At 51.4% G+C, this 25,425-nt stretch carries 29 protein-coding genes; all 29 read right to left on the bottom strand.

Going from position 1 to position 25,425, the window contains the following annotated elements:
* Window position 1 precedes the first annotated feature (1 nt).
* Complete coding sequence (gene fliP / locus DSM465_RS0101600) at window positions 2-670, bottom strand: flagellar type III secretion system pore protein FliP (RefSeq protein WP_008878574.1); 669 nt, start codon at window positions 668-670, stop codon at window positions 2-4.
* Complete coding sequence (gene fliZ / locus DSM465_RS0101595; protein WP_008878575.1) at window positions 663-1,316, bottom strand: flagella biosynthesis regulatory protein FliZ; 654 nt, start codon at window positions 1,314-1,316, stop codon at window positions 663-665. Before fliZ ends, fliP begins: the two co-directional genes overlap by 8 nt.
* Window positions 1,317-1,339: 23 nt before the next feature.
* The gene (locus DSM465_RS0101590) at window positions 1,340-1,699 is read right to left on the bottom strand and encodes a response regulator (RefSeq protein WP_008878576.1); all 360 of its coding nucleotides are present in this window, start codon (window positions 1,697-1,699) and stop codon (window positions 1,340-1,342) included.
* Window positions 1,700-1,724: 25 nt separating this feature from the next.
* Entirely contained in the window at window positions 1,725-2,909 is a 1,185-nt protein-coding gene (gene fliY / locus DSM465_RS0101585) for a flagellar motor switch phosphatase FliY (protein ID WP_029760470.1), read from the bottom strand.
* Entirely contained in the window at window positions 2,899-3,903 is a 1,005-nt protein-coding gene (gene fliM / locus DSM465_RS0101580) for a flagellar motor switch protein FliM (protein ID WP_008878578.1), read from the bottom strand. The genes fliY and fliM overlap by 11 nt, the downstream gene beginning before the upstream one ends.
* A 27-nt stretch (window positions 3,904-3,930) precedes the next feature.
* On the bottom strand, window positions 3,931-4,359 hold the full coding sequence (fliL, locus tag DSM465_RS0101575; RefSeq protein ID WP_029760469.1) for a flagellar basal body-associated protein FliL: 429 nt from the start codon (window positions 4,357-4,359) through the stop codon (window positions 3,931-3,933).
* On the bottom strand, window positions 4,346-4,570 hold the full coding sequence (locus DSM465_RS0101570) for a flagellar FlbD family protein (RefSeq protein WP_008878580.1): 225 nt from the start codon (window positions 4,568-4,570) through the stop codon (window positions 4,346-4,348). Before DSM465_RS0101570 ends, fliL begins: the two co-directional genes overlap by 14 nt.
* A 44-nt stretch (window positions 4,571-4,614) precedes the next feature.
* Window positions 4,615-5,409, bottom strand: coding sequence for a flagellar basal body rod protein FlgG (gene flgG, locus DSM465_RS0101565; protein ID WP_008878581.1), 795 nt, complete (start codon window positions 5,407-5,409; stop codon window positions 4,615-4,617).
* A gap of 16 nt (window positions 5,410-5,425) precedes the next feature.
* Entirely contained in the window at window positions 5,426-5,854 is a 429-nt protein-coding gene (gene flgD, locus DSM465_RS0101560; protein ID WP_029760468.1) for a flagellar hook assembly protein FlgD, read from the bottom strand.
* Window positions 5,855-5,865: 11 nt separating this feature from the next.
* Window positions 5,866-7,248 (bottom strand): flagellar hook-length control protein FliK, encoded by a 1,383-nt coding sequence (locus DSM465_RS0101555; RefSeq protein WP_029760467.1) that lies wholly within the window; start codon window positions 7,246-7,248, stop codon window positions 5,866-5,868.
* Window positions 7,245-7,856, bottom strand: a complete 612-nt coding sequence (locus DSM465_RS0101550; RefSeq protein WP_008878585.1) for a MotE family protein — start codon at window positions 7,854-7,856, stop codon at window positions 7,245-7,247. Before DSM465_RS0101550 ends, DSM465_RS0101555 begins: the two co-directional genes overlap by 4 nt.
* Window positions 7,857-8,303: a flagellar export protein FliJ gene (gene fliJ / locus DSM465_RS0101545; RefSeq protein WP_011887136.1), complete on the bottom strand. Its 447-nt coding sequence runs from the start codon at window positions 8,301-8,303 to the stop codon at window positions 7,857-7,859.
* A 28-nt stretch (window positions 8,304-8,331) separates the two neighbouring features.
* On the bottom strand, window positions 8,332-9,603 hold the full coding sequence (gene fliI, locus DSM465_RS0101540; RefSeq protein WP_008878587.1) for a flagellar protein export ATPase FliI: 1,272 nt from the start codon (window positions 9,601-9,603) through the stop codon (window positions 8,332-8,334).
* Between the two features lie 19 nt (window positions 9,604-9,622).
* On the bottom strand, window positions 9,623-10,402 hold the full coding sequence (fliH, locus tag DSM465_RS0101535) for a flagellar assembly protein FliH (protein WP_008878588.1): 780 nt from the start codon (window positions 10,400-10,402) through the stop codon (window positions 9,623-9,625).
* The gene (gene fliG / locus DSM465_RS0101530; RefSeq protein ID WP_008878589.1) at window positions 10,386-11,405 is read right to left on the bottom strand and encodes a flagellar motor switch protein FliG; all 1,020 of its coding nucleotides are present in this window, start codon (window positions 11,403-11,405) and stop codon (window positions 10,386-10,388) included. The genes fliH and fliG overlap by 17 nt, the downstream gene beginning before the upstream one ends.
* Window positions 11,406-11,417: 12 nt before the next feature.
* Window positions 11,418-13,001 carry a flagellar basal-body MS-ring/collar protein FliF gene (gene fliF, locus DSM465_RS0101525; protein ID WP_029760466.1) on the bottom strand — a complete coding sequence of 528 codons (1,584 nt, stop codon included), beginning with the start codon at window positions 12,999-13,001 and terminating at the stop codon, window positions 11,418-11,420.
* 95 nt (window positions 13,002-13,096) lie between these two features.
* A complete protein-coding gene (gene fliE / locus DSM465_RS0101520; protein ID WP_029760465.1) occupies window positions 13,097-13,393 on the bottom strand; it encodes a flagellar hook-basal body complex protein FliE in 297 nt (98 codons plus the stop codon).
* A gap of 19 nt (window positions 13,394-13,412) precedes the next feature.
* Window positions 13,413-13,865, bottom strand: coding sequence for a flagellar basal body rod protein FlgC (gene flgC, locus DSM465_RS0101515; RefSeq protein WP_029760464.1), 453 nt, complete (start codon window positions 13,863-13,865; stop codon window positions 13,413-13,415).
* Between the two features lie 3 nt (window positions 13,866-13,868).
* Window positions 13,869-14,258: a flagellar basal body rod protein FlgB gene (flgB, locus tag DSM465_RS0101510; protein ID WP_029760463.1), complete on the bottom strand. Its 390-nt coding sequence runs from the start codon at window positions 14,256-14,258 to the stop codon at window positions 13,869-13,871.
* A gap of 205 nt (window positions 14,259-14,463) precedes the next feature.
* Window positions 14,464-15,243: a GTP-sensing pleiotropic transcriptional regulator CodY gene (gene codY / locus DSM465_RS0101505; protein WP_008878594.1), complete on the bottom strand. Its 780-nt coding sequence runs from the start codon at window positions 15,241-15,243 to the stop codon at window positions 14,464-14,466.
* A 16-nt stretch (window positions 15,244-15,259) separates the two neighbouring features.
* Window positions 15,260-16,654, bottom strand: a complete 1,395-nt coding sequence (gene hslU, locus DSM465_RS0101500) for an HslU--HslV peptidase ATPase subunit (RefSeq protein WP_011887132.1) — start codon at window positions 16,652-16,654, stop codon at window positions 15,260-15,262.
* 18 nt (window positions 16,655-16,672) lie between these two features.
* Window positions 16,673-17,215 carry an ATP-dependent protease subunit HslV gene (gene hslV, locus DSM465_RS0101495; protein ID WP_008878596.1) on the bottom strand — a complete coding sequence of 181 codons (543 nt, stop codon included), beginning with the start codon at window positions 17,213-17,215 and terminating at the stop codon, window positions 16,673-16,675.
* A 24-nt stretch (window positions 17,216-17,239) separates the two neighbouring features.
* Window positions 17,240-18,142, bottom strand: a complete 903-nt coding sequence (xerC, locus tag DSM465_RS0101490; protein WP_029760462.1) for a tyrosine recombinase XerC — start codon at window positions 18,140-18,142, stop codon at window positions 17,240-17,242.
* A 93-nt stretch (window positions 18,143-18,235) separates the two neighbouring features.
* Complete coding sequence (gene topA, locus DSM465_RS0101485; RefSeq protein WP_029760461.1) at window positions 18,236-20,311, bottom strand: type I DNA topoisomerase; 2,076 nt, start codon at window positions 20,309-20,311, stop codon at window positions 18,236-18,238.
* A gap of 78 nt (window positions 20,312-20,389) precedes the next feature.
* Entirely contained in the window at window positions 20,390-21,271 is an 882-nt protein-coding gene (dprA, locus tag DSM465_RS0101480; RefSeq protein ID WP_029760460.1) for a DNA-processing protein DprA, read from the bottom strand.
* 67 nt (window positions 21,272-21,338) lie between these two features.
* Window positions 21,339-22,241, bottom strand: coding sequence for a succinate--CoA ligase subunit alpha (gene sucD / locus DSM465_RS0101475; protein ID WP_008878602.1), 903 nt, complete (start codon window positions 22,239-22,241; stop codon window positions 21,339-21,341).
* Between the two features lie 17 nt (window positions 22,242-22,258).
* Window positions 22,259-23,419, bottom strand: coding sequence for an ADP-forming succinate--CoA ligase subunit beta (gene sucC / locus DSM465_RS0101470; RefSeq protein WP_008878603.1), 1,161 nt, complete (start codon window positions 23,417-23,419; stop codon window positions 22,259-22,261).
* Window positions 23,420-23,534: 115 nt separating this feature from the next.
* The gene (locus DSM465_RS0101465) at window positions 23,535-23,822 is read right to left on the bottom strand and encodes an EscU/YscU/HrcU family type III secretion system export apparatus switch protein (protein ID WP_029760459.1); all 288 of its coding nucleotides are present in this window, start codon (window positions 23,820-23,822) and stop codon (window positions 23,535-23,537) included.
* Window positions 23,819-25,372: a hypothetical protein gene (locus DSM465_RS0101460; RefSeq protein WP_029760458.1), complete on the bottom strand. Its 1,554-nt coding sequence runs from the start codon at window positions 25,370-25,372 to the stop codon at window positions 23,819-23,821. Before DSM465_RS0101460 ends, DSM465_RS0101465 begins: the two co-directional genes overlap by 4 nt.
* Between the last annotated feature and the right edge of the window lie 53 nt (window positions 25,373-25,425).

Raw genomic sequence — 25,425 nt, 5'->3', positions numbered from 1 at the left:
TTTATTGAAAACTTTGCAACAATGATTTGACGACTAAGTACCAGCCGTCAACAAGAACAAACAACAAAATTTTAAACGGCAGCGAAATCATCACCGGCGGTAGCATCATCATCCCCATTGACATTAAGACGCTGGCGACAATCATGTCGATGACTAAAAACGGAATAAAAATCATAAAGCCCATTTGAAACGCCGTCTTCAGCTCGCTAATCGCAAACGCTGGCACGAGCGCAGTCAACGGGATGTCGTTGACCGTTTTCGGCTGTTCAGCGCCGCTGTATGATAAAAACAGCGCCAAATCTTGCTGCCGTGTGTGCTTGCTCATAAACTGCTTAAGCGGAATGGCAGCACGTTCGTACGCCTCATCCAAATCAATTTTTTCGGCAAATAACGGCTGCAACGCCTGATCATTGATGTCTTTCCATGTCGGCGCCATAATGAAAAATGTCAAAAACAACGCCAACCCAATCAACACTTGGTTCGGCGGCATTTGCTGCGTGCCGAGCGACGTACGCACGAACGACAGAACGATGACAATGCGTGTAAAACACGTCATCATAATTAAAATGCCAGGAGCAATCGACAAGACGGTGAGCAACAGCAGCAATTTCACCGATGTCGACACATGCTCGGGAGCCATTGAATTAAACATATGGACAAATTCATTCATCGCCCGCTGTACCTTCCTCTTTCAGCCGCTTTAGCCACTCATTGCGCTTTTCGGCCATTTGTTTCATTTCCTCGGCAAGCAGCGCCGAAAACGAGGGAGTCGTGCTCCCTTCCGATTTTGATTTTGCCGCCCAATACTCACGAAGCCGGAAGCGGAAGCGGCTGAAATCAGCCATCCGTTCAAGCCGTTCGTTATGTTGCGCCAGCAGCTCATTAATCTCGTTTTCATCGCTAATTTCTCGCAATAGTTGAATCGAATCGCCGACGCCGATGACAAGCAGCCGGTTGCCGACTTTAATGAGCTGGACGGAACGGTTCGTTCCAACACTCGTCCCGCCAAGGTGCTCGATGACACCTTTTTGACCAGAAACGAATGGCTGGCGGCGGGAAAGCCATTTCAGAAGCACATAAAGAAGAATGAGAACAAAGGCGGTCGCTCCAATGAGCCGGAGCACATCGGAAGCAGAAACGGCATCAGCTGTTTTACTGGCCGATTGTGTCTGTTGCCCGGCCGGCGTTGACGGCCCGCACGCATCCGGTTGCTGCAAGCAGTCGGCAACCGTCGGGCTTTGGGCGGCCGATGCCGGCGATGCACTCAACACAATAGCTGTCATAAACAAAGCTGCCGCCCATCGCCATATTGCCATCAATACCATCCACCTCTTATCGCTTATCCGAGCGTTTTGTTAATCGCTTCAATGACGCGATCTGCCTGAAATGGCTTGACAACGAAATCTTTCGCCCCCGCTTGGATGGCGTCAATCACCATCGCCTGTTGCCCCATCGCTGAGCACATAATGACTTTGGCGTTGCTGTCGATTTTTTTGATTTCTTTCAGCGCCGTAATCCCATCCATCTCCGGCATCGTAATGTCCATCGTCACAATGTCGGGGCGCGTCTCTTTATATTTCTCAATCGCCTGCCGCCCGTCAGCCGCTTCGGCAACGACCTCATGCCCGTTTTTGGTCAAAATGTCTTTAATCATCATCCGCATAAACGCAGCATCATCAACGACAAGTATTCGTGCCATGTCCGCCTACCTCCTATAATGACTATTATTTTAGCCGTTTTAACCGATCGTTTTGACTGACAATATCAGTGATGCGCACACCGAAGTTTTCGTCGATCACGACAACCTCGCCTTTGGCGATCAACTTGTTGTTGACAAAAATATCAACCGGCTCGCCGGCCAGCTTATCGAGTTCAATGATCGATCCGGCCGACAGCTGCAAAATTTCTTGCACTGAACGCTTCGTTCGCCCAAGTTCGACCGTCACTTGCAAAGGCACATCAAACAACAGCTCTAAATTGCGCGCCTCCGTTGCAGCAAGCGGTGGATCGTCAAACTCGGCAAAATCAGCCGCTTGAATATGTCGCTCAGCCACGCTTTCTTCTTCCTTAGAACGCCCCCCGACCGGCTCATTTGTGAAGCGGCTCGCAGCCGAGGAGAACTCGCCATCGCTCGCATGGGCATAAGCAGGCGCCGGTTGTGGCTCTTCACGTGGCACCGCGCCCGCGGACGATGGGTCAATGTTTTCCTCTTTTTCTAATGTTCCGGCCGCCTCCGCCGACGAACCGAGCAGATGGGTGACGAGCTCTTTGGCAAAATCGATGGGCAACAGCTGCATAATGTTCGAGTCAACTAAAGCCCCGATTTTCAGCCGGAACGACACTTTAATGAAAAAATCCTCATCCGGCAAATATTCCAATCCTTTTCCTTCGGTCAAATCAAGAAGATGGAGCGTTGGCGGAGAAATATCAACTCGTTTGTTAAAAATGGTTGACATCGATGTTGCTGCTGAGCCCATCATTTGATTCATGGCCTCTTGAACCGCGCTTAGCTGAATCTCGCCGAGCGAACTGTCAGCTGTCGTTCCGTCACCGCCAAGCATTAAATCAGCAATAACGGCCGCATCTTGTTGCTCTATGACAAGCAAATTCGTCCCGAGAAACCCTTCGGTATAGTTGACTTGGATGGCGACATACGGCCGTGGAAACTCGTCAGCAACCCGTTTCCGCTCAACGACAGACACGCTCGGTGTCGTAATTTCCACTTTTTGGTTCAATAACGTTGACAGCGCCGTCGCCGAACTACCGAAGGAAATATTGCCGATTTCCCCAATAGCATCCTGCTCGAGCGGGGTGAAAATATCATGGAGCGCCGGAACATGATCGCTATCGTCCATTCCGCGCAATAAGGCATCGATTTCATCTTGCGACAACATTCCATCATTCATCATAACTTTCTTCGCCCCCCTCGATCATCGCTAAAATTTGCACCGCCAGCTTCTTGTTCCGCTTCCCCGGCTGGCCGATAAATTTCGGGATATGGCCGATTTTGACAACAAGCGGTTCATGAATCGACTGCTTGAGCTGAATAACGTCTCCCACCTCGAGCTGAAGAAATTCGCCGACGGTGACGACCGCTGTGCCAAGCTCAGCGACAATCGGCAATTGGGCTGCGCGGATGCGACGTTCAATTCGTCCCGCTTCCTCAGGGGAACGTTCCTTTTTTTGCGCCTGCATCCAGTAGTGCACCGATAGCCGCGGCATAATCGGCTCTAAAACGACGTGTGGAATACAAACGTTCATCATGCCGCGCGCTTCGCCAATTTGCGTGTTGAGTGAAATGACGACGACCGTATCGTTCGGCGCGATCATGCGCAAAAATTGCGGATTGACTTCAAAATCAACGAACAGCGGATCGACCTCGGCTACCGACTCCCATGCATCGCGCCAATGGGCAAACGCTTTGTCAAACAGGCTCGACATGATACGCGTTTCAATTTCGGTTAGATGCTCCACTTTGTCCATGCTTGCACCGCGTCCGCCCATCACCCGATCGAGCATGGCGTACGCGATGTTCGGGTTCACCTCAAGCAGCACATGCCCGTCTAGCGGCGGCACTTCAAAAACGTTAATGATCGTCATCTTTGGAATGGAACGGACGAACTCTTCGTAAGGAATTTGATCAGCCGACGCGACCGAGATTTGCACATATGTACGCAGCTGGGCGGAAAAAAATGTTGTCAACAGACGGGCAAAGTTTTCGTGAATGCGCGTCAAGCTGCGAATTTGGTCTTTGGAAAATCGAAGCGCCCGCCGGAAATCATATGTTTTGACGCGCCGCCCTTCCTCTTCCTTTTTTAGTTCTTCCGCACTCATTTCCCCAGCAGAAAGCGCGGCAAGCAGTGCGTCAATTTCACTTTGCGACAATACTTCCCCGGCTGTCATGTCACCTTCCCCTCTCTAGATGGCAGGCTACTGGAGGATAAAGGAGGTAATGTAGACGTTCTCCACTTTCCCTTCCTGCATCAATGCGTTAATGTCTTGCTTGAGCCGCTCTTTCAGTGCCGCCATTCCTTCCTTGCCTTTAAAGTCGGCTGCCTTCATTTCCGAAAGCCGCTCAATGATCACATCTTTAATTTGAAAATCGCGTTTCTCCGCCTCTTCTTTTCCTTTGTCGCTGTCAGTCTGGATTTTAAATGATATTTTAATATAACGCCCATCAGCCAAATTCGTCGTCATTTCTGGGATGTCGATGGAGCTTTCAGCGAGCTCATCAGCGCTTGGCTCCCCTTGTTTTTCACCACCCGCCATTTTCATGACCATCACAAGCGCCACGGTGCCAGCTAAAGCGATGATCGCCAGCATAATGACCATCGTTTGGATTACTTTATTCCCTTTCACTGTCCAATCCTCCTGCTTCTGGTAAGCGAAACACGCCGATCTGCCGGTAAAATTCGCTTGCGAGTGCCGCCACTTGCTCAACCGTTTCGCGAACGACGAACTTTTTCCCATTCGTCAGCGTCACGGTCGTGTCGGGAAACGCTTCGATTTGCTCGATGTAAAGCGCGTTGATCATAAACCGTTTACCGTTGAGCTTCGTTAACGAAATCATCGGTGAGCGGGCGTTAGGAGACCGCTAACGCCCTCCCTCCTATTCTATTTTTTCAAGTTGACCAACTCTTGCAAAATTTCATCCGACGTCGTAATGATGCGCGTATTCGCTTGGAAACCGCGTTGGGCAACAATCATTTCAGTAAATTCTTCAGCAAGGTCGACGTTGGACATTTCAAGAGCACCGGAGACGAGTTTTCCGGTTCCGTTGGCTCCCGGCACTCCTATCTGCGGATCGCCGGAGTTCACTGTCTCACGGAATAAGTTATTCCCTTCCTTTTCCAAGCCATCCGGATTGGCGAACTTCGCCAATTGAATTGTCCCTACAAGTTGTAAATTGCCTGTATCATCCACAATGGTAACATTGCCATCAGCCCCTATGCTCAAACTTTTCGCATTGGAATCAATTTTCAGTGGCCCTCCATCACCAAGCAAATATAGACCATTGGCATTCACAATATAACCTTCCGAATCAAGATAAAAGTTTCCAGCTCGCGTATACATTTGATTGTTGCCGTTAGCATCACCAACAATGAAAAACCCATCCCCGGAAATCGCCAAATCAAGAACACGCCCTGTCGTCTGCAAGCTGCCTTGCGTATGAATCGTATCAATAGCAGCAAGCTGTGAGCCAAGACCAACTTGGCGCGGGTTGGTTCCACCACTCGCAGCGCTCGGCCCACTCGCACCAGAGATCGTTTGACTCATTAAATCTTGAAAAATCGTTCTTCCTTTCTTAAATCCATATGTATTGACATTGGCAATATTGTTGCCAATCACATCCAACTTCGTTTGGAAATTGCGCATAGCACCAATACCGGAATACATGGAACGAAGCATCGATTTTCTCTCCCCTTTATCCTTTTTGTTCGACTTTTGTCACCACATCAGCGGCAATCGTCGTTCCGTTATTCAGCTCAAGGACAATTTTTCCGTCTTTTTGCATGACCGATTGAACGACCGCGCTCATTGTTGAATCATCCTCTTGCCAATGCACCGTTTTCCCGATCCACTCGCTGTAGCGCAAAAGTGCGTCACGCCCACTTGCTTGCATCCATTGCTGCATGAGATTGGCGATATTCATCATTTGCTCGAGCGACGAAAAACTCGCCATTTGCGCAATAAACTCTCTATCTTCCATCGGGTTGAGCGGGTCTTGATTTTGCAACTGGGCGAGCAAAATTTTTAAAAAATCGTCTTTCCCTAAAATTTGCTCTCCCGTTTTTCGTTCCGGCTGAACAGCGTTGGCCAACCATAAATTTGAGTCAATTGCGTTCGTTGCCATTTCCACCCCTCCTATACATCCGCCTCGATCCCGTCTAATGCAAACGGAGAAGAAGGCGATGGCTCCCGCTTTTGTTCTTGCCGTGATTCGCCATGTTGACGGCCGCCTTGGCGCTTCTCGGAATACGGCGGCATCGCAGAACCTTCAAAATCGGTCCAAACCGTCCATTTTTCGACGGTGATGTGGCTCGCATCAAGCAGCTGGGCGAGCTGCGGCAGATGAGCTTGAAGCAGCTCTTTCACCGCGTCGTTCGCCACAAGCAGTTTGGTAGCGAGCTTGCCGCCTTCGTGCACCATTTTCACTGTAACCGTCCCGAGATGTTCCGGATGGAGGCGAATAACGAGCTGCGTTGCACCGTTTGGCAACTTCATCCATCGCCCCAACCGCAAGGTACGGGCGACTTGATCAATCAGAGAGCTGCCGTTACCAGCTTCTGTTCTGCTTGCCTGACTGTCCGAACTAGCGTCAACAGACAACAGTGAGGCCATGTTTGCTGAAAAAGTCATATGACCGTCCGGCACAAAATGATTCTCTCTATGCGGTCCAAATCGTTGTTCACGAGCAAACGAAACGGAGAGCGGCGCAAGACGAGCTGCTTCGTACTCCGCTTTCTGAGCTACCGGTGGAAAGAAAGGTTCGATTGATGTGTTTGCGCCGTTTAGCCTTATAGCCTCTTCGCCGAGATTCCTATATGCCCACCCGTTTCGTCGCCCCACACTGTCCAGTGCGTTGCTATCATCAACCGCTTGGAACAAACGTTGGATCGCAGAAGATTGTATGTTTTCAATTCTCTCGGCGGTCGGTCGGGTTTCTCCATGATCAAGCAGCAACATCATGTTTCTTATGTCCCTGCCCTTTACTTCCGCAACGATGAAAGAGTCATTATGTCCCTTTTCCCCCTTGACCGCTGTCAGTAAACGACCGTCGCTTCCTTGTGCAATGCTTTGGGCAGGAGATGTCCCTTCCTCTTGCAGAGCGAACCAGACTGCCTGTTGGGAATCGGCGTTCATTGCCCTCTCCCCGCCGCTCTGCTTTCCTTTGCCGTACTCTTCGAACATGCCGTCACCTTGCATGCCTCGGCCTTTTTCACTCATCCCCGCCAACAAACGATCATCGCTTCCTTGTGCAACACTTTGATCAGAAAAAGTTCCCCCCACTTGCATGGACAAAACGGGCAACTCAGCTGATTCGTCCTGCTCATCTATCCTTCCCGTTTTGTTTTCCGACAAAGAGGGCAGTCGATCCTCCTCTGTTTCAACCGGTTGTGCTTCAGCCTGCTTGCTCGCGAGCAGCGCCGCGAATGCGTCAGCCATTCCCGTTTCCTTTTTTGTCGTCGGCGGCGTCACTTCAATGCTCATAGATCGCGACAAGCTTGCTGCGATCACCGTCTTCATTCGACCGCCTCCTCTCCCGTTTCCCATTTACTCAACGACGAAAGCAAGTTCGCCGCCTGTTCAATCGGCATTTGCTCCAAAATGGCGGCTGCTTTGTCGCCGTCAAGCCGACTTAGCACATCGAGCGCTTCACGGTTCGGCAGCTCGGCTAAAATGGCGGCCGCCTGCTTCTCCGACATCGCTCCATACATAGCCGCAATATCGTCCGCCGTCACAGTTGGCTTGGCAGCGTGATTGGCTTGTTCGTTTGGCTCCTCATCTGGCGCCGATAGCCGGGCGATTTCATGCTCTTTGACAGTCAGCTCGTTTTGTAGCTGTCTAATTTGTTTTTTCTGCCTAGCAATCGTCTCTTGTTGCTGTTCAATCGTCTGTTGCTGTGTCGCGATCGTTTTCTCTAGTGCTCTCTCCTTCTTCTTCCAGTCAATCCATTCAGAGATCAAGGGCACGTTCGCCGTCCATTGTTTTGTTTCTGGCGCCACATCGATGCCAGCCACCTTTACGATTAACAAGAGGAAGAAAGCGGCAAATAAACTTGGGGTGACAATGACGAACAAAACCCATTGCCATCGGTTTGGCTTTTCTTCTTGTTGGACTTTGCTGCTTGTCATCTATAACTCCCCTTGCCGTGCAAAGCGTTGAACAGCCAATTCGTCGAGAAAGCGGCTTTCTGCCTCTTTCTCGCGTTGCTCGATCCACTGCTGCACACGCTCACGCATTTTTTCATATTTTTTTACTTCAATATTCAATTCGGTCAGGCGCTGCTGCCGGCGCTGCATCTGCTCGCGTGCTTGCATGACGATGAGCTGATAATGGTCGATGGCCCGCTGTAAATTCCCGATATATTGCAACATATGGCGGATCGCCCCGATCGATAAGCCTGTCTGCAGCTGTTCATCGCGTTCCGCTTCGCATTTTTCTTTTTCCTTGAGCAAGTTATACAACGCCTCGGCCGCTTGTTCAAACCGGCGAACCGCCTCTTCGTACTCGCTGAGCGCCTTCTCTTTTTCTTTTTCTTTCATTGTCAATACTTTGTGCAGTCGAAATGTTGGCGTCACGCCTGCTCACCCTTTCAGCGCCCGAAAGCTACAACCGCGATGACACTAGGCGGAAAAGGGCATCAATGCTTTCGGCGCGCGTCGTTTTTTCGTCAATCTCTTGACGACAAAACGCCATAATTTGAGGATAAAATTGAATCGCCTCATCAATTTCTCGAGAAGATCCGTGTTTGTACGCCCCTATTTGAATCAAGTCCTCCGAATCGATATAAGTAGAAAGGAGACGCCGGACCCGATTTGCCGCTTCGCGGTGCTCTGCACTAATGATATGGGGCATGACGCGGCTGACGCTTTTGAGCACATTAATCGCTGGGTATTGCCCTTTATTGGCTAACTGACGTTCGAGCACAAAATGGCCGTCCAAAATGCCGCGTACCGCATCGGCAATCGGTTCATTCATATCATCGCCATCGACAAGCACCGTATAAAAAGCGGTGATCGTGCCTGAAGCGTTTGTCCCCGCCCGCTCAAGCAACTTCGGCAACAAGGCGAATACCGACGGCGTATAACCTTTCGTTGTCGGAGGCTCGCCGACAGCAAGGCCGATCTCCCGCTGCGCCATAGCAACGCGGGTGACCGAGTCCATCATCAACATGACATCCGCCCCTTGGTCGCGGAAATATTCAGCAATTGCTGTCGCAGTGTACGCTCCTTTGACGCGCATGAGCGCCGGCTGATCTGAAGTGGCGACGACGACAACCGAACGAGCCAAACCTTCCGGACCGAGATCACGCTCCAAAAATTCACGCACTTCGCGGCCGCGTTCGCCAATTAAGGCAATGACGTTTACATCAGCCGACGTACGGCGGGCGATCATTCCCATAAGCGTGCTCTTGCCGACACCGGAGCCGGCAAAAATGCCAACGCGCTGACCCTTGCCGACTGCCAGCAAGCTGTCGATAACGCGCACACCGACTTCGAGCGGTTCGGCAATCGGCGGCCGGGCGAGCGGGTTGGGCGGATCACGTTCGACCGATACCGGCTTCAGCCCAAGCGGCAGCGCGCTTCCGTCAAGCGGTCGACCGATCGGGTCAAGAACCGTGCCGATGAGCGCATCGCCGACGTATACTTCAAGCGGCTTGCCGGTCGCTTCAACAAGACAACCAGGGGCAATATGCGCCATAGAGGAAAAGGGCATAAGCAAGACGTGCTGCTCATGAAAGCCGACGACTTCCGCAGGGATTTTTCGACCGCCGCTCGTTTCGTGAATGTAGCAAAGGTCGCCGATCGAGCTTTCCGGTCCTTTCGATTCGGTCATTAATCCGATGACACGCGATACTTTGCCGAACCGTTTATACAAATCAGCAACGACAATTTCATCAAGAAGCGCCTGCCAGTTCAGCGGACATTCCCTCCTTCAGCCGCCTGTAGAGCGCCTCGCGCAGCTGTTCAAGCTGCGTATCTACACTGGCATCGATGCGCCCAAACGGCGTTTCGACGAGGCAACCGTATTCCGGCAGTGCATCGTCGGGGTAAACAAATAATTCGACGTGATGCGGAAAAACGGACTTCAGTAATTCCTGCTGACCTATCACCGCTTCATAACAGTGCGGGTGCACATAAACGATGACCTCCGTTTGCCGGCGCACTTCTTGCAGCACTTGGCGCACGAGCGGCAAAAACGCGTTTCGGTCATTCTCGAGCGTAACTCCGATGATGCGTTCGGCTGCTTTTAACGCCACCTCAAGCATCATATCAGTGGCCGATTCGAGCCGAGCATAAAACTCATCATTTGCCCGTTCTGCTACGCGGCGGGCTTGTTCAATCCACTCGCGGTGCTCGCTTAGCGCCTCGTCGCGCCCGGCGGCATAGCCATCTTCATATCCTTGGGTGCGCGCTTCCTGCATGAGCCGCTCTTTCTCGTGTCGCCATTGCTCTTGTTCTTGGGCCAACTGCTCACGCACTGCCGCATAATATTGCTCCGCTTGACGGCGAAGCTCAGCTACCTCCTCTTTGGCAGCAGCGATCGCCTCCCATTCCTGTTGCCGATCAGCTGCAGATGATGGAGCATCTAGAACATAGCGCTGCACGGCGATCGTTTTTTTGCCAGTACGGGCTGTCACTGCGGGTGCTTTAATGACGTTAGACAATAATATCATCTCCTCCTCCGCGGGCGATGATGATTTCCCCTATCTCCTCGAGACGGCGGATCACCGCGACGATGCGCGACTGCGCTTCTTCAACATCGCGCAGTCGAACCGGCCCCATATATTCCATCTCTTCTTTGAACGTCTCTGCCATTCTTGTTGACATGTTGCGGAAGACGATATCTTTCACTTCATCGCTTGCTACTTTCAGCGCCAGCATGAGATCGTCGTTGTCCACTTCGCGGATGACCCGCTGAATGGCGCGGTTATCAAGCGTTACGATATCTTCAAAGACAAACATCCGCTTTTTAATTTCTTCAGCCAGTTCCGGGTCTTGAATTTCCAAAGCGTCCAATATCGTCCGCTCTGTGCTCCGGTCAACTTGGTTTAACACTTCAACGACCGCCTCAATGCCGCCAGCTTGTGTGTAGTCTTGCACAACAGTCGCCGACAGCCGCCGTTCAAGAATTTGCTCGACTTCGCTAATAATTTCCGGCGACGTGCTATCCATCAGCGCAATGCGCCGAGCGACGTCCGCCTGCATCTCCTGCGGCAAGGCCGATAAAATTTGTCCTGCCTGCTCCGGATCTAAATACGAAAGAATAAGAGCGATCGTTTGTGGATGTTCGTTTTGAATAAAGTTTAACAGCTGCATCGGATCCGCCTTGCGGGCGAAATCAAACGGCCGCACCATGAGCGCTGATGTCAGTCGGTTAATAATATGCATCGCTTTGTCCGGACCAAGCGCCTTTTCAAGCACTTCTTTCGCGTAGGCGATGCCTCCTTGCGCGATGTAGTCTTGCGCCAAAGCAAGCTGGTGAAACTCTTCGAGCACCTCTTCTTTTTGTTCGACCGTCACTTGGCGGACGTTGGAAATTTCGAGCGTCAGCTTTTCGATCTCTTCTTCCGACAAATGTTTATAGACGGAGGCCGACACGTCTGGGCCGAGGGAAATGAGCAGGATGGCCGCTTTTTGTCTGCCCGACAGCCCGCCTTTCCGTTCGCGCTTTGCCATACGTCGTTCCTCCTACTCTTCTGATAGCCACGTTTTCAATAGTTTGGCAAACTCATCCGGCTTTTCTTTCGCCAGCCGTTCAAGCTGACGGCGGCGCATTCTCTCCTCCGTCTCCGGCGGCTCTGGCAATTCCGGCTCTGCCGGAAGCGGCGGAGCGAATACGAATTCTTCGTCCTCTTCTTCGTCTTCGCGGCGACGCAGCCAGAAGAATAACAGCAGAGCGATCAACAATAACGCTCCCGCGCCAGCCGCATACCACCACCATGCCGGCCGAACCGGATCCGGTTCCGTGAATGTCGGCTTACCGTTAAACTTTTGTACCGAGACGACAATGCGGCTGTTAATGTCTTCATCAGTCAATGTTTGTGCTTCACCTTTGTCAATCGATGTTCGGACAATCGTTCCTAATATTTTTTGAATATCATTGACCGCCTCTGTTGTCAGTGAGTTCGGGTCGTCTGGGTCGGGCGGCTCAACCATCACCTGAATGCCTAAGTCACGAATTTTATACGGACTTTCCACAATTTGTTTTTTTATTTTATTGACTTCATTGTTGATGGTTTCTTCGGTCCGCTCGTAATTGCCGTTCGTTGCGCCGCTTGCTCCTTGGTAGCCCGGCGTTTCGTTCGTGCCTGTCCCGGCAGTGCCGCCCGGCGGCGCTCCGCTTCCCGCATACGTTTCTTTAATGCGTTGGACGCTGACGGCGATTCCTTCGTCGTTCTCTTCACCAACAGGAGCGACTAAATTTTCTTCCCGTTTTTCTTGCGTAAAGTCGACATCAGCCGTGACGGAAACGACGACTTTGTCCTGCCCCATCATCGTGCCGAGCATTTGCTGCACTTGACGCTGGATATCGCGTTCGATTTGTTTTTTGATTTGTTGCTGCGAAGCAAATGTCGCCCCTGTCGAATTTCCACTATCATTTTTTAAGTCAAAATACTCAAAAAACTGATTCATAATGACGATATTATCTGTAGAGAGGTTGGGAACACTTTTGGCGACGAGGTGATACAACGCCCGAATTTGCTCGTCGCTAAACTGGTAGCCTGGCTTCGTTCTCAGCACAATCGAAGCCGAGGCTTCCCCTTTTTCATCAGAAACAAATACGCTCGGCTGCGGAAGGTTGATCATCACTTTCGCATCCTCGACGCCGTCGATCGTTTTCATTAAATTGGCGAGTTCAGTTTGCATCGCCTTCAGCTTTACCATATTAAACTCATTATCAGTCATGCCGAAGCTCGCGTTTTGGCCAAAAAACGAATAATCGATGACTCCGCTGTTCGGAATGCCTTCGGCGGCTAGCTCCACTTTCAGCGCATCGACTTGCTCTTTCGGCACTTTGATCGTTGTGCCGCCATCGGCCACTTCTGCCGAAACACCGCGTCCATCAAGCGTCGCTTTAATTTGCCCAGCTTCTTGCGGTGTTAAATTACTGTATAGCGGCACCATTTCCGTCCTCGTGGCGAAAAACACTCCGATGCCGATGGAAAAAAGAACCACCGCTATCCCGCCTATAGCGAGCCATTTCTGTTTTTTCGTCCGCTCTTGCCAAAACGAACGAGCGCGGCCCCACCACTCTTTCCATTTGCTGTTCATACAATTCCCCCGATCATCCAGCCATACAACCATTTGCTGCCATCGCCCGTCAATGACGACAGCCTCTATATGTAATGTATTGCAGCTTATGAATGCTACAACGGCATGCGCATCATTTCTTGATACGCCTCAATCGCCTTGTTGCGGATCTCAATCGTCAGCTGCAGCGCAACGCTCGCCTTTTGCGCGGCGATCATCACATCATGCAATTGGACGTTCTCCCCGCGGACGAGTTTTTCCGTTAGCGCGTCCGCTTGAATTTGTTTGTCGTTTACGTTGTTGAGCGCCTCTTTTAAAAAGGCGGCAAACTGTTTTTGCACCTCGGCTGGCTTTACCGGGTTCGGGACGGTGGACACCGGTTTCAGCCCAACACGACTTACTCCGTCAAGCATGATGCATCCTCCTTACGTACTATTTTCCTATTTCGAGCGCCTTCATCAACATCCCTTTTGAGGCGTTCAACGCAGTGACGTTCGCCTCATAGGAACGCGTGGCACCGATCAAGTCAACCATTTCTTTGAGCGGATCAACGTTGGGCAAACGAACATAGCCATCGTCCCCCGCATCCGGATGATCCGGATCGTACACGAGCTTAAACGGTGCTGGATCGTCGACGATTTCACGCACCCGCACCCCGCTGCCGACCGCATCGGTACGGCCGAGAGCAGCCTGCAAATAACTTGAAAACTGTTCGCCGCGCGGTTCAACAACAACAACTTTGCGGCGATACGGCTCCCACTCCCCATTAACCAAACGCGCTCGCGTCGTATCGACGTTGGCGATGTTGGACGAAATCACGTCCATACGCAACCGTTGAGCAGTCAGGGCCGAGGCTGAGATGTTTAAGCTTTGAAACATAGACACGGACTATTTTCCTCCTTTAATCACTGTTTTTAACGTATTGAATTTGCCATTTAACTGCTCAATGAGCGCATTGTAATAAATTTGGTTTTCTGCTAACTTCGACATTTCTTGATCAATGTCGACACTGTTGCTATTATGATTGTAACTTATACTCGCATTCGCCGTCACGATGATTTTTCCATTTTGTTCGCTTCGAAATGGAAAATGGTTCGGATTCGTCCGTTTGGCCTCAAGCTGAAGCGCCCGATCGAGTTCGGCTTGAAAGCGTACGTCTTTTGCCTTATAGCCCGGCGTATCAACATTGGCGATGTTGTCGGCAATCGCCTGCTGGCGGAGCGACGCATAACGGAGTCCTTGTTCAATCCAGTGGATCGTCGATGAAAACAGCGACAATGGAATCCCCTCTTTTATCCTATTTTTCGACAATTTCTGCTAGATTTCATTTTACGGGAAGAAAAACCTAATGTATAGACGGAACTTAGTACTATTTTTATACCAACGATAAGACCATAGAATCAGTGTTGTGTGCAAACACCGCCAGAAAACAGAAAACACCCGCTAAGCAAAGATGCCTAGCGGGCGCCAAAGGCTTATTAGATTAGTTTGATTTCAGTTTTTCAAGTTCAGTTAAAAACTTGTCGTTCAACACTTTAATGTACGTCCCTTTCATGCCAAGCGAACGCGATTCAATGACTCCAGCGCTTTCAAGTTTGCGCAGGGCATTGACGATCACCGAGCGGGTGATGCCAACACGGTCAGCGATTTTGCTGGCGACAAGCAACCCTTCCGTTCCATCAAGCTCTTCAAAAATATGTTCGATCGCCTCGAGTTCGCTGTAGGAAAGCGAGCTGATCGCCATTTGCACGACCGCCTTGCTGCGTGCTTCCTCTTCGATTTCCTCTGCTTTTTCACGCAAAATCTCCATGCCGACAACCGTCGCTCCGTATTCGGCCAAAATCAGGTCGTCGTTATCAAACTCGCGGTCAAGGCGCGACAAAATGAGCGTGCCGAGCCGTTCGCCCCCACCGTTGATCGGGACGATCGTCGTCAAGCCTGTTTTAAATAAGTCACGATTTTCCACTGGAAATGCCGTATATTCGCTATTAATATCGATGTTAGGAGACGTTTCTGTAATGTTGAACAAGTTTCGCGTATATTCTTCCGGAAACTGCCGCTCCTCAAGCATCCGTTTCATTCGCTCGTTTTCAATCGATTGTTTAATGGCAAATCCGAGCAGTTTGCCGCGACGGCTAACAACGAACACATTTGCTTCGATGACGTCGCAAAGCGTTTCCGCCATTTCTTTGAAATTGACCGGCCGCCCGGCTGCTTTTTGCAGCATGGCGTTAATTTTTCGCGTTTTCTCTAGCAAATTCATCTTTTCCATCTCCTCCTCATAAAATGAACTCACTTAAATCTTTGTTTTTAACAATGTTGCCGAGTTTTTGTTCGACGTATTGCGGTGTGATGACGACTCGGTTAAGCCCGATATCCGGCGCCTCAAACAGCAAATCTTCGAGCAGCTTCTCTAAAATCGTATGGAGCCGGCGCGCGCCGATATTGTCGGTCGTCTGGTTCACTTCAAACGCCACTTCAGCGATCTTACGAATAGCATCGTCAGAAAATTCGAGATTTATACCTTCCGTCGCCAAAAGTGCCTGATATTGTTTAATGAGCGCGTTATTCGGCTCGACTAATATACTTACGAAATCGTCAACCGAAAGTTTCGCCAGTTCGACACGGATCGGAAAACGACCTTGCAGCTCAGGGATCAAATCCGATGGCTTCGCCATATGGAACGCGCCGGCAGCGATAAATAAAATATGGTCTGTTTTGACCGGCCCGTATTTCGTCATGACGGTTGAACCTTCGACGATCGGCAAAATATCGCGCTGCACCCCTTCGCGAGAGACGTCGGCCGAACCGGACACCTCTTTGCCGCGGGCGATTTTATCAATTTCGTCAATAAAAATGATGCCGGACTGCTCAGCAAGGCGGATTGCCTCTTGCGTCACTTCATCCATATCAATCAGTTTTTGCGCTTCTTCATTGATGAGCACCTTGCGCGCTTCGCTCACCTTCAGGCGCCGCTTTTTACGCCGTTTCGGCATGAGGCTGCCTAACGCATCTTGCATGTTGACACCCATCTGCTCAATGCCCGCCCCTTGCAAAAAGTCAAATAGCATGGGCGGCTGCTCCTCGATTTCAATCGTCACCATCTCATCTTCGAGTTGGCCATTGGCTAGCTGCCAAGCGACTTGGCGCCGCTTTTTCTCCACCTGTTCATCGTCGTGGCTATGGCCGTTGTCCGGTTGGCTAGCTTGACCGCCAAATAGGAGCTCGAGCGGATTTTTGATCGTTTGCTTTTGCTTACCGGGAACGAGCAATTCGACAAGCCGCTTATTCGCTTGCTGCTCAGCCCGGTCTTTCACCTCGCTCATTTTTCGTTCTTTCACGAGCCTAACCGATGTCTCCACTAAATCGCGCACCATCGATTCGACGTCTCGCCCAACGTAGCCGACTTCGGTAAATTTCGTCGCCTCAACTTTGATAAACGGCGCGCCGACAAGTTTAGCTAGCCGACGGGCGATCTCCGTCTTCCCGACCCCGGTCGGACCAATCATTAAGATGTTTTTCGGCATCACTTCATCACGCAATTTTTCATCGAGCAAACTGCGGCGATACCGGTTGCGGAGCGCAATCGCCACCGCCTTTTTCGCCTCTTTTTGCCCGATAATAAACTGATCGAGCCTCTCGACAATTTGCCGTGGAGTCAGTGTTTCCGCCATCTTCGGCCTCCTCCTTTTTTACAACTCTTCGACAATAATATGGCCGTTCGTATAGACACAAATGTCAGCGGCAATCTCCAACGCGGCTTTCGCAATCTCTTTGGCGGTCATCGAGGCGCCGGCATACTGCTTTAAGGCGCGTCCAGCGGCGAGCGCGTAATGGCCGCCTGAACCGATGGCGAGCATGCCGTCATCCGGCTCAATGACTTCACCAGTACCGGAAACCAGCAATAAATGCTGCCCGTCCATGACAATCAACATCGCCTCGAGGCGGCGCAACACTTTGTTGCTCCGCCACTCTTTCGCTAGCTCGACGGCCGCACGCGGCAAATTGCCGTTGAATTGTTCGAGCTTGCCTTCAAACATCTCAAACAGCGTAAACGCATCGGCGACCGAGCCGGCAAAACCGGCGAGCACTTTGCCATGAAACAGGCGTCGCACTTTCTTCGCGGTATGTTTCATGACGACTGCGTTACCGAACGTCACTTGGCCATCGCCTGCCATCGCTGCCGCCCCATTATGACGGATGGCGAAAATCGTCGTCGCATGAAAACCGTCCATGGTTCTTCCCTCCTTGCCCGCAGGCTATGCACGCGGATGCGCCTGCAAATAAATACGCCGCAGTCGATCTTTCGTCACATGGGTATACACTTGCGTTGATGATAAGTGCGCATGGCCTAGCAGCTCTTGCACGGAGCGGAGATCGGCTCCTTCGTTGAGCAAATGGGTCGCAAACGTATGGCGCAGCACATGCGGGCTGATGTTTTGCGTCAGCGCCGCCGTTTCGACGATGCGATCCAAAATGTAGCGCACTCCCCGAGGCGTAAGCGGATTGCCACGGGCATTGACAAACAAATAGCGGTGGTCTGCCGGCAGCTTTCCTACGAGCTCGCGGCGTCCGCCACCGATGTACCGTTCAAGCGCCTCCCTAGCCGGACGGCCAAACGGAACATAACGCTGCTTATTTCCTTTTCCATGAATGAGCACGGTAGATGCAGCGAAATCAAGATCGGACAGCCGAATGTGACAGCATTCACTAACCCGTGCACCAGTCGCGTACAGCAGCTCAAGAAGTGCTGCGTTGCGCTGGCCGACAGCTGTATTTCCATCATTGACACGAAACAGCGCTTCTAATTCCTCATGATATAAAAAGTTGGGAATTTTTTGCTCTTTTTTCGGCAACGCGGCAAGTGCAAACGGATTTTCGGCCGCCCATCCTTCACGCAGCAAAAACTTATAAAAGCTTCGCAAACTGGAAATTTTACGGGCGACCGAACGGCTGGCCAGCTGCTGTCCGTATAGTTTCGTCAAATATAAGCGAACGTCGCTGTAGGCTACTTCATTGAGCTCATCGATCCCTTCTTCGTTCATGAACTGGAGAAACTGCTCAATGTCGCGCCGGTAGCACACAATAGTATATTGTGAATAATTTTTCTCGATTTGTAAATATTCCAGGAACAATTGTAACGCAAGTTTCGCATTTTTCATCGCCTCACCTCGCAACGGCTCCTTCATCGTACCATATGACTCTGCATCGCGCAACTATTTTTTATAAAATTCTGAATTGTATCCGATGCGTGGTCAAGCTTCTGGTTGTTCCTCATAGTCGCACGCCGTGCATTGGACTTGCACACCCTTTTTCAGCTTTTTCTCGACAAGCAGCCCTCCGCACTTTGGACACGGGCGCGCAAGCGGTTTATCCCACGAAACAAAGTCGCATTCCGGGAAGCGATCGCAGCCGTAAAACACCCGTTTTCGCTTGCTGTTGCGCTCGACAATATTCCCTTCATGGCATTTCGGGCATTTGACGCCGATTTCTTTCACAATCGGTTTCGTATGGCGGCATTCCGGAAAGTTCGAGCAAGCGATAAATTTACCAAAGCGACCCATTTTGTACACCATCGGACTGCCGCACACGTCGCAGTCAATGCCGGCTGGCTCATCTTTAATTTCCACTTCGCGCATTTCTTTTTCGGCCACTTTTAGCCGCTTCTCAAACTCGCGGTAAAATTCATCCACAACCTTGATCCACTCTACTTTTCCTTCTTCTATTTCATCAAGCTCTTTTTCCATTTTAGCCGTAAACTCGACATCAATAATTTCTGGAAAAAATTCTAAAATAAGCTCGACGACGATTTCACCAAGCTCTGTCGGGACGAACCGCTTGTTTTCAAGAACAACGTAGTTGCGTTTCTGAATCGTATCAAGCGTCGGCGCGTAGGTGGACGGACGGCCGATGCCGAGCTCTTCTAACGTTTTAACAAGGCGCGCTTCTGTATAGCGCGGCGGCGGCTGGGTGAAATGCTGCTTCGGCTCGATCATTTCACTTTCGACCGCCTCTCCTTCCTCAAGATCAGGAAGCAGACGATCTTGTTCTTCCGTTTGGTCGTCCGTCCCCTCGATGTATACTTTCATAAACCCTGGGAACTTTACCTTCGAACCGCTGGCGCGGAACAGCACCCCATTATTTTCAAGTTCAACACTCATCGTGTCCAGTACAGCCGCCGCCATTTGGCTGGCGATAAACCGTTCCCAAATGAGTTTATACAACCGGAACTGGTCGCGCGTCAAATATGGCTTCACTTTATCCGGATCGCGAAATGCCGAGGTCGGGCGAATGGCTTCGTGAGCATCTTGGGCGTTCGTGCTTTTCTTTTCCTTCCGCTTTTCTTGATGGACGTACTGGGCGCCGAACGTCGCTTCGATATACGCCGCTGCTTCCTGTTGCGCTGTTTCGGCAATGCGCGTCGAGTCGGTACGCATATACGTTATCAACCCGACTGTCCCTTCTCCGCCGAGATCAATCCCTTCGTACAGCTGCTGGGCGACCATCATCGTCTTTTTTGTGCGGAAATTCAACTTGCGCGCTGCTTCCTGCTGAAGCGATGACGTTGTAAACGGTGGCACCGGGCTGCGCCGGCGCTCGCGCTTTGTCACCGTTTTCACCGTAAACGCTCGCCCGTTTAAACGGGCGAGCACTTCTTTTACGTCCGCTTCCGTTTTTAATTCCAGCTTTTCCCCGTCAACGCCGTAAAACGAGGCGGCAAACGTCTCTTTCCCTTTTTGAAATTTCGCTTGAATCGTCCAATATTCTTCCGGTTGAAATTGGCGGATTTCTTTTTCCCGATCGATAATGAGACGCAGCGCGACTGATTGGACGCGGCCGGCACTCAGCCCTTTTTTCACTTTTTTCCACAAGAGGGGGCTGATGTTATAGCCGACGAGACGGTCAAGCACGCGCCGCGCTTGCTGGGCATCGACGAGATTCATATTGATTGAGCGCGGTTGCTGGAATGATTGTTTAATGGCGTCTTTTGTAATCTCATGAAAGACGACGCGGCAATCAGAGTGAATATCGAGATCGAGCATGTTGGCCAAATGCCAGGCGATTGCTTCCCCTTCACGGTCCGGGTCGGCAGCGAGAAACACTTTTTTCGCCTTTTTGGCTGCCGTTTTCAACTCTTTAATCACTTGGCCTTTGCCGCGGATCGTAATATATTTCGGCGTATAGCCGTCATTTATGTCAACGCCCATTTGGCTTTTTGGCAAATCGCGAACATGGCCCATCGAAGCTTTGACCGTATATTTTTTCCCTAAGTATCGTTCGATCGTCTTCGCTTTCGTTGGCGATTCGACGATAACCAAGTAGTCTGACATCCATCTTCCACCCCTAGGAAGTAAATTGAAATCTTCATTATTATTAATGATTATTGCCGTATTTGTCAAACATGATCATTATACGTACGGGAATTCAGCGATAATGTCCGCTGCCTCCTGCACTAGTTTTGCTCCGTGTTGAATGAGCGTATTCGGTCCGGCAGCCTCCGCCAAGTTGATCGAGCCAGGGACGGCAAACACTTCCCGTCCTTGTTCAAGCGCATACGACGCTGTAATGAGCGAACCGCTTTTCATTTTTGCCTGCACAACGAGCGTGCCAAGCGACAGCCCGCTAATGATGCGGTTGCGCGCCGGAAACTGCCACGCTTGTGGTTTCGTTGCCGGCGGATGTTCGGCGACGACGAGCTGCTCGTTCATAAGCTGCTGGGCGAAGGAGCGGTGTTCTTTCGGATAAATGTGGTCAAGTCCGCCAGCGATGACTGCGATCGTCGTTCCGCCATAACTAACGGCGAGTTGGTGGGCGCAAACGTCAATACCAAAGGCAAGCCCGCTCACAATCGTCCAACCGGCAGCCACAAGCGGCGGCACAAGTTTTTCGAGCGCTTCGATTCCTTCTTTTGTCGGACGTCTCGTGCCGACGATGCTAATCAACTTTGTTTCTTGAAGTAAGGCAATATTTCCTTTCGCATACAGCACCCACGGCGGATCGTATATATGCTTAAGCAGCGGGGGATAGTCTAGATCGAACATGGTGATGATGCGAATGCCCCGCTCCTTATATGTTTTTACCACATTTTTCACGTCGATAGAATGCAAATCATGAAAAAAAGCAGCCCATTGAGCGTCGGAGAGTGGAACGAGCGAACGGAGAACAGCGGGAGGTAAAGAAAATGGAGCGGACAATGTCGGGTCAACCTCAAGCAAATCGTGGATCGTCTTCCATCCTGCTCCGCGGCAGTGGTGAAGATGGATGAGCCGGTCACGGACCGTATCGTACATCGTATTCTCCTTTCTCGCAACATGATAAACAGCACCCCGCACGTGATGATCGTGCGGGGTAGAACCATTAATGCGTTTTGCATTTTTCGTACAATCCGCGCTCTTTCAGGACGGAAATGAGCGTTTCCCCAATGACGGCCGGTGTTTCCGCCACTTTGATGCCGCATTCGTTCATTTTTTTAATTTTTTCCGCAGCCGTACCTTTGCCGCCGGAAATGATGGCGCCGGCATGTCCCATCCGTTTGCCCGGAGGAGCTGTTTGTCCGCCGATAAAGCCGACGACCGGCTTCGTCATGTTTGCTTTCACCCATTCCGCCGCTTCTTCTTCAGCCGTACCGCCGATTTCACCGATCATAATGACCGCATACGTCTCATCGTCTTCATTGAACGCCTTCAACACGTCGATAAAGTTGGTGCCGTTGACCGGGTCGCCACCGATGCCGACCGCTGTCGATTGGCCGATGCCGGCTTGTGTCAATTGGTGAACCGCCTCATACGTCAGCGTTCCAGAGCGCGAGACGATGCCGACATGCCCTTTTTTATGGATATAGCCCGGCATAATGCCGATTTTGCACTCTTCCGGCGTAATGACACCCGGGCAGTTTGGCCCGATAAGGCGTGTCTTTTTGCCTTCCATGTACCGTTTCACTTTTACCATATCGAGCACCGGAATGCCTTCAGTAATGCAGACGACAAGATCGAGTTCGGCGTCGACTGCCTCCATGATGGCATCCGCAGCGAACGCCGGCGGAACGTAAATAACCGAAGCATTCGCTCCTGTTTTTTCCACCGCTTCCGAAACAGTGTCAAACACCGGCACGCCTTCGACTTCTGTGCCACCTTTGCCCGGCGTGACACCACCGACAATGTTCGTTCCGTATTCAATCATCTGTTTTGTATGGAACAGCCCTTGCGAACCGGTAATTCCTTGTACAATCACTTTCGTGTCTTTATTGACAAAAACGCTCACATGTCTCCCTCGCTTTCTTAACGTACTAGCTCGACGATTTTTTGCGCGCCATCTGCCATCGATTCAGCTGCCGTAATGTTCAAGCCCGACTCTTGCAAAATCTTTTTCCCGAGTTCGACGTTCGTTCCTTCAAGCCGGACGACGAGCGGAAGTGTCAAGCCGACTTGCTTCGTCGCTGCGACAATGCCGCTGGCGATGACATCACATTTCATAATGCCACCGAAAATATTGACAAAAATGCCTTTAACATTCGGGTCAGACAAAATGATTTTGAATGCTTCCGTCACTTTTTCCTCGCTAGCGCCGCCGCCAACATCGAGGAAGTTAGCCGGCTCGCCGCCGTAATATTTGATGATGTCCATCGTCGCCATGGCCAAGCCAGCACCGTTGACCATGCAGCCGATGTTACCATCAAGGGCGATGTAGTTCAAATCATATTTCGACGCTTCGACTTCTTTTGGATCTTCCTCATCCAAATCACGGTATTCCATAATATCCGGATGGCGATACAAGGCGTTTGAATCGAAGTTCAATTTCGCATCGAGCGCCATCACTTTGCCGTCGCCGGTAACGACAAGCGGATTGATTTCAGCGATCGAGCAGTCTTTATCGACAAACACTTGATACAAGCCCATCATAAATTTTACGGCTTGGTTGACAAGTTTTTTCGGGATGTTGATGTTGAACGCCAGGCGGCGTGCTTGGAACGCTTGCAATCCGACCGCCGGATCAACGTATTCTTTAAAAATTTTCTCCGGTGTCTTCGCCGCTACTTCTTCGATTTCCGTGCCGCCTTCTTCCGAGCCCATTAAGACGACGCGCGAGGTGGCGCGGTCGACGACAAGGCCGATGTAATATTCTTTTTGGATGTCGCATCCTTCTTCAATAAGAAGCCGTTTGACTTCTTTTCCTTCCGGACCGGTTTGATGGGTGACGAGCACTTTGCCAAGCAATTCGCTGGCGTATGTACGGACTTCCTCTAAGCTTTTGGCCACTTTCACCCCGCCTGCTTTGCCGCGTCCGCCGGCATGAATTTGAGCCTTAACGACGCACACCGACGTGCCGAGTGCTTTCGCCGCTTCAACTGCTTCATCGACCGTGAACGCAACACGACCGTTCGGCACACTTACGCCATAGCTTCGCAAAATTTCTTTTGCTTGGTATTCATGAATGTTCATGCGCCAACCTCCTATGTATAAACTAAAAAAAGTCTTAGCGCTTTCATTTTATACCTAACGTTTCCTGGTTGTCCACCGTTTCGCCGCAAAATTAAGAAATTGAGGAATAGGAAAATTATCCCTTCCCCAATCTCTCCTCTTTCATCGCCCGATCAAGCTGATAAAGAAAGGCAAACAACTCAGCTACAAGTGCGTACAGTCCCTCCGGAATCGCCTCATTGATCTCTACTTCACTTAACAGCTCAACAAGCGATGGGTCCTTTCGCACCGGCACGCCGTACTGCTCAGCTACAGCGATGATTGCCTCGGCGACCTCTCCGCTTCCTTTCGCTTTAACAACCGGCGCCTCATCGACTGCCGCCTCGTACGACAAGGCGACTGCTTTTTTCCGCTCTTCGTTCATATGCGCCAATCCACCTCTCTATACTGGCCGGAAAACGGAAAACTAGATGGTGGCGGCGGCGCAGTGTCCGTTGTTTTCACATCAATGCCTGAGAGTGTATAGCCGTGCGCCTGCAATCGTTCTTTCACGAGCGGGGCAAAACGGGCTGTGAGCGCTGGCAGCTGCGGATCATCATGAAATATAGAGATGTGAACAATCCGCCGCTGAATGCGCATATCGACAACGATCTCGTTTAACGTCTCGAGCGTTAAGCAACAAACAATGCGACTATAATCTTCATCAAGTCGACCGCTAGGTTTCCGTTTCCCTTGCCAGCACACGGCAAAATCGCTCAAACGGGAGCCAAGCGACAGCGGAAACGCGATCCATACGTGTTCGGGCGTTCCATCGCCGCCAGCAGCGATGGTCATCCCATCGATCTGGTCAAGGAGCGCTTCAGCCGCCTGTTTCGCTTCCCTGTCCCCCGGCTCGCGAAGAAAGTAAAGAAGCAACCTTTTCAACGATGGGGGACCTGCTGGCAAAGCTCCGGTTTTCACCGCACAAGCGAGCGCTGCCTCATCTCCAAGTCCGAGACGCTTGGCCATCCGCCGCAGCCAATGAAATAACGACAGCGCAGAATCACCGGTGGCTCTAGCAGCCGCCCACAGCTTTGCTTCCGCTTCAGAAAGTTCCTCGTTTTTGTAAGCAGCATCTACAGCGGCAAACCGTGCGAAAAGCGCTTCCTCATCGGCTAAACCAAGCTGCCTGCCCGCCTCCGCAAACTGTCGCTGCCGCACCGCCTCTTGAAGCGCTAAACGCCGTTTCTCCGGCAACGGGGTTAATCCAAGACGAGCGAGGAGTGAGCGCGCCGGTTCCGCTTCTTGTCCTTCGGCCGAAAGGAGCACATGCACAACCGTCTCGTAAACGAACAGCGGCGGCGAAAGAAGCCGATCGACCGCTCGACCAAGATCGAGCGCAGCTGGATGGGTGGAAAGTGCAGCTAGCGCCGCTTTCAGTCTACCTAACCCGAAAGCAAGCGGAGCACCGGTTTTTGCCGCCCATAACGCCCGAAACACAGCCGAAGACGGCGGCAGCCGGCGGCGGAACAAGTAAGCGATCACATCTTCAGCATCGGCCGAACGACCTGTTTCTCTCACTGCCTCAGCCAGCTCTACGATTTCCCTCTTCGTTACGACCGCCCCTGCTTTTAACGCTTGGCGGAGCACCGGCAAAGCGGCAGCTGGCAGCTTCCACGTCTGTTGCCATTGACGCGCGGCCTCCTCATCAGATAAAATAAACGTCCGCTCGGGAAAGGGGGTGGCTTTCCAATAGAGCGTTCCCCCGTGTTGTTTGATTTCAAACAAGTACGTGCGTCCGAGGATAAGCGATGCCTCAAGCCGAGCGCTCACAAGCTGGCTGCCGACACGAACAAGCGCCACCCGTTCTCCACCTTTCGTTTCCTCCACCCGCTCAACCCGGCCAACGACCGCCTGTCCGGGCCGAAACCGCTGATTTGACGTTGCATCACGGACAGCTGTCACCGGAAAAGTTCGTTCCATCCGCTCTACCATTCGCTTCCCATCCTTTCATTCCGGCCTAGCTTAGAGAGCGCATCCCCCTTCGA

The organism is Geobacillus thermodenitrificans subsp. thermodenitrificans DSM 465 (assembly GCF_000496575.1).
Taxonomy (GTDB): Bacteria; Bacillota; Bacilli; order Bacillales; family Anoxybacillaceae; genus Geobacillus; species Geobacillus thermodenitrificans.
Note: the sequence above shows the minus strand (reverse complement) of the source record. Positions and strands in the feature narration are given on the sequence as shown.

Coding starts and splice junctions, on each gene's coding strand:
- codY (WP_008878594.1), bottom strand. CDS start 15,243: ATGAATTTGCTAGAGAAAACGCGAAAAATTAACGCCATGCTGCAAAAA.
- DSM465_RS0101465 (WP_029760459.1), bottom strand. CDS start 23,822: ATGAACGAAGAGCGGAAAAAAGCAGTCGCCTTGTCGTACGAGGCGGCA.
- fliE (WP_029760465.1), bottom strand. CDS start 13,393: ATGCTTGACGGAGTAAGTCGTGTTGGGCTGAAACCGGTGTCCACCGTC.
- hslV (WP_008878596.1), bottom strand. CDS start 17,215: ATGGACGGTTTTCATGCGACGACGATTTTCGCCATCCGTCATAATGGG.
- DSM465_RS0101590 (WP_008878576.1), bottom strand. CDS start 1,699: ATGGCACGAATACTTGTCGTTGATGATGCTGCGTTTATGCGGATGATG.
- DSM465_RS0101460 (WP_029760458.1), bottom strand. CDS start 25,372: ATGGTAGAGCGGATGGAACGAACTTTTCCGGTGACAGCTGTCCGTGAT.
- flgG (WP_008878581.1), bottom strand. CDS start 5,409: ATGCTTCGTTCCATGTATTCCGGTATTGGTGCTATGCGCAATTTCCAA.
- dprA (WP_029760460.1), bottom strand. CDS start 21,271: ATGTACGATACGGTCCGTGACCGGCTCATCCATCTTCACCACTGCCGC.
- hslU (WP_011887132.1), bottom strand. CDS start 16,654: ATGGCGGAAACACTGACTCCACGGCAAATTGTCGAGAGGCTCGATCAG.
- sucC (WP_008878603.1), bottom strand. CDS start 23,419: ATGAACATTCATGAATACCAAGCAAAAGAAATTTTGCGAAGCTATGGC.
- xerC (WP_029760462.1), bottom strand. CDS start 18,142: ATGAAAAATGCGAAACTTGCGTTACAATTGTTCCTGGAATATTTACAA.
- fliH (WP_008878588.1), bottom strand. CDS start 10,402: ATGATATTATTGTCTAACGTCATTAAAGCACCCGCAGTGACAGCCCGT.
- topA (WP_029760461.1), bottom strand. CDS start 20,311: ATGTCAGACTACTTGGTTATCGTCGAATCGCCAACGAAAGCGAAGACG.
- fliZ (WP_008878575.1), bottom strand. CDS start 1,316: ATGGCAATATGGCGATGGGCGGCAGCTTTGTTTATGACAGCTATTGTG.
- fliP (WP_008878574.1), bottom strand. CDS start 670: ATGAATGAATTTGTCCATATGTTTAATTCAATGGCTCCCGAGCATGTG.
- fliY (WP_029760470.1), bottom strand. CDS start 2,909: ATGATGAATGATGGAATGTTGTCGCAAGATGAAATCGATGCCTTATTG.
- DSM465_RS0101555 (WP_029760467.1), bottom strand. CDS start 7,248: ATGAAGACGGTGATCGCAGCAAGCTTGTCGCGATCTATGAGCATTGAA.
- DSM465_RS0101570 (WP_008878580.1), bottom strand. CDS start 4,570: ATGATTTCGTTAACGAAGCTCAACGGTAAACGGTTTATGATCAACGCG.
- DSM465_RS0101550 (WP_008878585.1), bottom strand. CDS start 7,856: ATGACAAGCAGCAAAGTCCAACAAGAAGAAAAGCCAAACCGATGGCAA.
- fliM (WP_008878578.1), bottom strand. CDS start 3,903: ATGACAGCCGGGGAAGTATTGTCGCAAAGTGAAATTGACGCACTGCTT.
- fliF (WP_029760466.1), bottom strand. CDS start 13,001: ATGAACAGCAAATGGAAAGAGTGGTGGGGCCGCGCTCGTTCGTTTTGG.
- flgD (WP_029760468.1), bottom strand. CDS start 5,854: ATGGCAACGAACGCAATTGACTCAAATTTATGGTTGGCCAACGCTGTT.
- fliG (WP_008878589.1), bottom strand. CDS start 11,405: ATGGCAAAGCGCGAACGGAAAGGCGGGCTGTCGGGCAGACAAAAAGCG.